Origin of the sequence: Virgibacillus sp. AGTR, from assembly GCF_016919725.2 — a bacterium.
GTDB lineage: Bacteria > Bacillota > Bacilli > Bacillales > Amphibacillaceae > Virgibacillus > Virgibacillus salarius.
In genome coordinates this window covers 1-4,598 of the sequence record NZ_JAJERH010000127.1, presented here as the reverse complement: position 1 = coordinate 4,598, position 4,598 = coordinate 1, and the positions used below count along the sequence as shown (strand labels likewise).

The window sequence follows — 4,598 nt, the reverse complement described above, 5'->3', positions numbered from 1 at the left end:
CTTAGACAAAAGCGGAAGCGCCCGAATAAAAACGTAGCGACTGGAGCGAGTCAACAGAAATAAAGGAATCACGGTGTGCTTGCTAGTCGATGATGCTTTAGCTTAGAGCGATTCGTGAGGTCGCCTCTGTTTTCTGGGCGCTGGATCTGGACGCGGCTCAACATGCCCATTTTTATTCAGATGGGCTAATTTTATAGTTTCCTAGACAACAGAAAATAGGCTGCCGAAATATTACGACAACCCATCTCTTGAATCATGTAATTTTTTTATCCCGCATATAACTTGCAGTAAGACCACACTCCAAGCAATCAAGTGAAACTAATATTGGTGAGTGGGGATAAACTGCCAGTAAATGTCCGATTGTTTCTAGGGCCTTTAGGTCATACCCTTGTGGTACTTCGAATCCGTGGGGGGATAAACAAAATCCCCCACGATTGAAGTTTCACTTTATTGTTCACTTGCTTGCTGCATCAGCTCTGTTTGCCCTTGGGACCGATTCATCATAAATTGAACAGCAATCATAATGATAAATGCAATAAGCCCATAAATATCTGTATTGCCTTCTGGATAAATGAGCATTAAACCTACTACCACGGAAATAATTCGGACGAGCCAATTTAGCTTAAGGTACCAAAACCCAATTAAACCAGCACCAATTGCAATCATGCCCGTAATAGCCGTAAAGAGAATCCAAATAATACTTAGTACGGTCGTATCAATCATTAACAGCTGTGGTTGTAGAACGAACATATATGGAATGATAAATGCTGCTACTGCCAATTTCGCAGCATTCACCCCTGTCCGTATTGGTTCACCACCAGATATTCCCGTCGCTGCAAATGCGGCAAGTGCTACTGGAGGTGTAATATCAGCAACAATTCCAAAATAAAACACAAACATATGACCTGCAAGTACTGGTATGGCAACTTCAAGTTGATCATTCAATGCTAATATAGCTGGTAAAGCAATCGTTGATGTAATGATATAGTTAGCTGTAGTTGGTGATCCCATCCCCAATATAATGGAAGCAACCATTGTGAAAAACAGTGTAAGCAGTAACTGCATATCAGCAGAGCTTGCAAGAGAGCCTGCCATACTTACAAGACTATTTCCCAATTTCAGCCCAAGACCTGTTTTTGTTACGACACCGACTATAATACCAGCGCAAGCAGTTGCAGCTGCCACACCTAGTGCCGTTCTTGCTCCAGAGGTTAACGCCGTTATAAATTTTGATAGATTAATCCGTGTATCTTTTCTAAACATACTAACCAAGATCGTAATACCTATTCCTAGTAACGCTGTTCGTTCAATACTAAACCCTTTAAATAGTAACCAGACAATAGCTATAATCGGAAGCAATAAATGAATCTTTTTGAAAACTTCCTTTTTAGGCGGGATCTGGTCCTTTGGCAAGCCGTGTAAGCCGGTACGCTTTGCCTCTAGATGCGTCATTATCCAAATACCAGAAAAGTATAAAATGGCTGGTATCGTAGCCGCCTTCGCAATTTCCCAATAACCCACTCCAGCAAACTCTATCATTAAAAACGCTGCAGCTCCCATAATTGGTGGCATAATTTGACCACCAGTAGAGGAAGCCGCCTCAACGGCACCAGCGAAATTTGGTTTATAACCGAGCTTTTTCATCATCGGTATGGTATAAGACCCAGTTGTAACAGTATTAGCAACAGAGCTTCCTGAAATAGTACCATTCAAGGCACTTGAAAAGATGGCAACCTTTGCTGGTCCACCTGTTCGACGACCCGCAAGTGAAATTGCCAAATCATTAAAGTAATTTCCTACCCCAGTTTGTACTAAAAATGCACCAAATAATAGGAATAAAAAGATATAAGTTGACGATACCTGTAAAGGCGTACCTAAAATACCTTGCGTTGTAAAAAACATTGAATCAATTAACTGTTGTAGACTCAGCCCTCTATGTGCAAGCATGCCTGGCATATACGGGCCGAATAATGCGTATACCAAAAAGATAATTGCAATAATGGTTATTGGAAGCCCTACTGCTCGTCGAGTAGCTTCCAGAACAAGTAATATCGCTGCTCCACCAATAAACATCTGCACCTGTGTAATACTTCCAATTTGCTGTACTAACGTCTCATAGAAAACTGGCCAGTAGCCACAAACGATAATGGACAATAATACGAGCAAATAATCATACCAAGCAACCTTCTTCTTGTTCCCCTTTTTTCTTGCTGGAAACAATAGAAAAATTAGGGATAGTGCAAAACCTAAATGGACCGTACGCTGAATGTAAGCAGTGTATTGGCCAAAGGCTCCTGTATAAAGCTGAAATAAAGAAAATGCTAATAATCCGATAAAAACGATAGCAGCCGCTGTACCAGCAAGCTTTCTCGTATTCGATTCAGAATCATATTTCTGTAACAATTCCTCTTGCTGTTTTTCGGTTAATTGATCTTTTGAGTCACTCAACGATCCTCACTCCTTTCAAGTATTCCCATAGTGTTAAATTTTCTATTTTTAAAGTAAACCAAGAGCCTGGCTTAAAGTATTTATTTAGGTAGATTTGATGCTCTGCGTTCTCTCCCCAAACAAGTCGATTTTCAGAAACGGTTTTGCCGTTTCTTAATTTAATGTTAGGAAAAATATTATCCAGCCTTTTAATATGGTATTTTCCATCCTCATACGTGAATTCTTCACCTTCTTGAGCATTAGATGGCATACCAATTCCAAATTCTTCATATACAATTTCATTTTGCTTCATATTCTGATTATCTAGTACAACATATTTTTCCACAACATCCGTTAAATGAATAGAATGTTTGAAAATTAATTGGAAGGGGGCGCCTTCTTCTATAGGAAGGAACGCATCAATTTGCTTTGTATTTTCTTCATAAAATACTAGGGCTGTTCGGAAAGGAACACATAAAGCAAGTAGAGTAATTAATAGTAGAAGAACCAGAATAGCTATCATTCTCTTTTTCTTAGAAAACTTCATGAATATTCACCTAGAAACCGTTGAGATTTGTATAAGAAGATGTAAACGCTTCTAAACATGGGTTGACCGGCAGCAAAGTCCTACATTCATGCAGGATTACAGCCGGCCACCAAGTTATTTATTGTAAAACTTATTTTGAAGCAGAAATACCTTCTTCTTCAAAATATTTCTTTGCACCTGGATGCAGATCAATTCCAATACCATCTAACGCAGATTCCTTCGTAATAAATTCACCTTTTGCATGAGAAATTTTATCCGTGTTTTCGTATATTGCTTTCGTAATATCGTATACTACCTCTTCAGATAAACTATCTCTTACAGCAAGCATTGCCAATACTGCTACTGTTGTTACATCTTCTTCAATATTATACGTACCTGCTTTAACTGTATCTTCAGCATAATATGGATACTCTTCAACTAATGCCTGAACCTTATCTTTAGCAATTGGAACAATTCCTACATCAACCGTTGCTGATAATCCTTCAACAGCTCCTGTTGGCGTACCCGCTGTGATAAACGCGGCATCAATATTACCGTCTTGGATACCACCAGTAGACTCTCCAAAATCAAGGTTTTGCGCATCAATATCATCCATTGTCATACCATGTACTTCTAGGATTTGTTCTGCATTTACATACGTACCAGACCCTGGTGCACCAACGGAAACCGTTTTCCCAGCTAGATCTTCTACAGATGCAATTCCGGAATCTTTTGTTGTTACGATTTGAATAGTCTCTGGATATAGCGAACCAATCGCCTGAACATTATCTACAGCTTTACCTTCAAAAGAATTGATTCCTTCAATAGCATTTGCTACAACATCTGTCTGAACGAATGCTAGATCTGCTTCTTCGTTACTTAATGCCATTACATTATCAGCAGAAGCATTGGAAGATGGTGCATCTGTTTGTATACCTGTTTCATCATCAATAATCTTTGCCATTTCTCCACCAAGCGGGTAATAGGTACCGCTTGTTCCACCTGTAAGCATGCTTAGAAACTTAGGTTTGTCTCCACCATCTGATCCACCATCACCATTTTTGCCTTCTTCATTACCACCACATGCCGCTAGAAATAGAGCTAATACTAGTAGCATAGCAATAGAAACCATAAGGTTTTTATTTTTCATACAAACTCCCCCTTATACATCGTTAACATGTGAATATATTTTACATTTATTTTCATGATATTGTCAAACTATTCCTAACAGAACCAATTTCAATTACTTTTCCACATGTAAGCGAGTTCAATTGTGGCGTAGGATTTCACTATTCATGCAGGTATTATTTTCCACATGACGAACGTTTTTATCCCGCATATAACTGGCAGTATATAGAGGATAAAAATCCTTGCTAACACACGCTGGCAGCAAGGATTTTCCTGTCATTACACTCCTAATTCCTTTTTGTATCGCTCCAATTCTTTTGTCGTACAGCGCACCCAATGGCCAGGTTTTATTTCCCTAAATTCAGGATCTTCGCTAACATCATGGATTGTTGGGTCATAATTCGTTCGTTGACGAGACCGTTCATAATTCGGATCTGGCAGTGGAATAGCGGATAACAATGATTTCGTATACGGATGAATCGGATTATTATAGAGCTCTTCACTGTCTGCTAGCTCT

The 4,598-nt window shown here is 39.2% G+C and carries 4 protein-coding genes; all 4 read right to left on the bottom strand.

Going from position 1 to position 4,598, the window contains the following annotated elements; genetic code table 11:
* Nucleotides 1–447: 447 nt before the first annotated feature.
* Nucleotides 448–2,448: a TRAP transporter permease gene (locus tag JUJ52_RS22525; RefSeq protein ID WP_026682263.1), complete on the bottom strand. Its 2,001-nt coding sequence runs from the start codon at nucleotides 2,446–2,448 to the stop codon at nucleotides 448–450.
* Entirely contained in the window at nucleotides 2,441–2,974 is a 534-nt protein-coding gene (locus tag JUJ52_RS22520) for a DUF1850 domain-containing protein (protein ID WP_026682264.1), read from the bottom strand. Before JUJ52_RS22520 ends, JUJ52_RS22525 begins: the two co-directional genes overlap by 8 nt.
* Before the next feature lie 130 nt (nucleotides 2,975–3,104).
* A complete protein-coding gene (locus JUJ52_RS22515) occupies nucleotides 3,105–4,103 on the bottom strand; it encodes a TAXI family TRAP transporter solute-binding subunit (RefSeq protein WP_166531006.1) in 999 nt (332 codons plus the stop codon).
* Nucleotides 4,104–4,360: 257 nt separating this feature from the next.
* Nucleotides 4,361–4,598, bottom strand: a 238-nt coding sequence (locus JUJ52_RS22510) for an ABC transporter ATP-binding protein (protein WP_483887876.1), incomplete at its 5' end; no start/stop codon positions are given.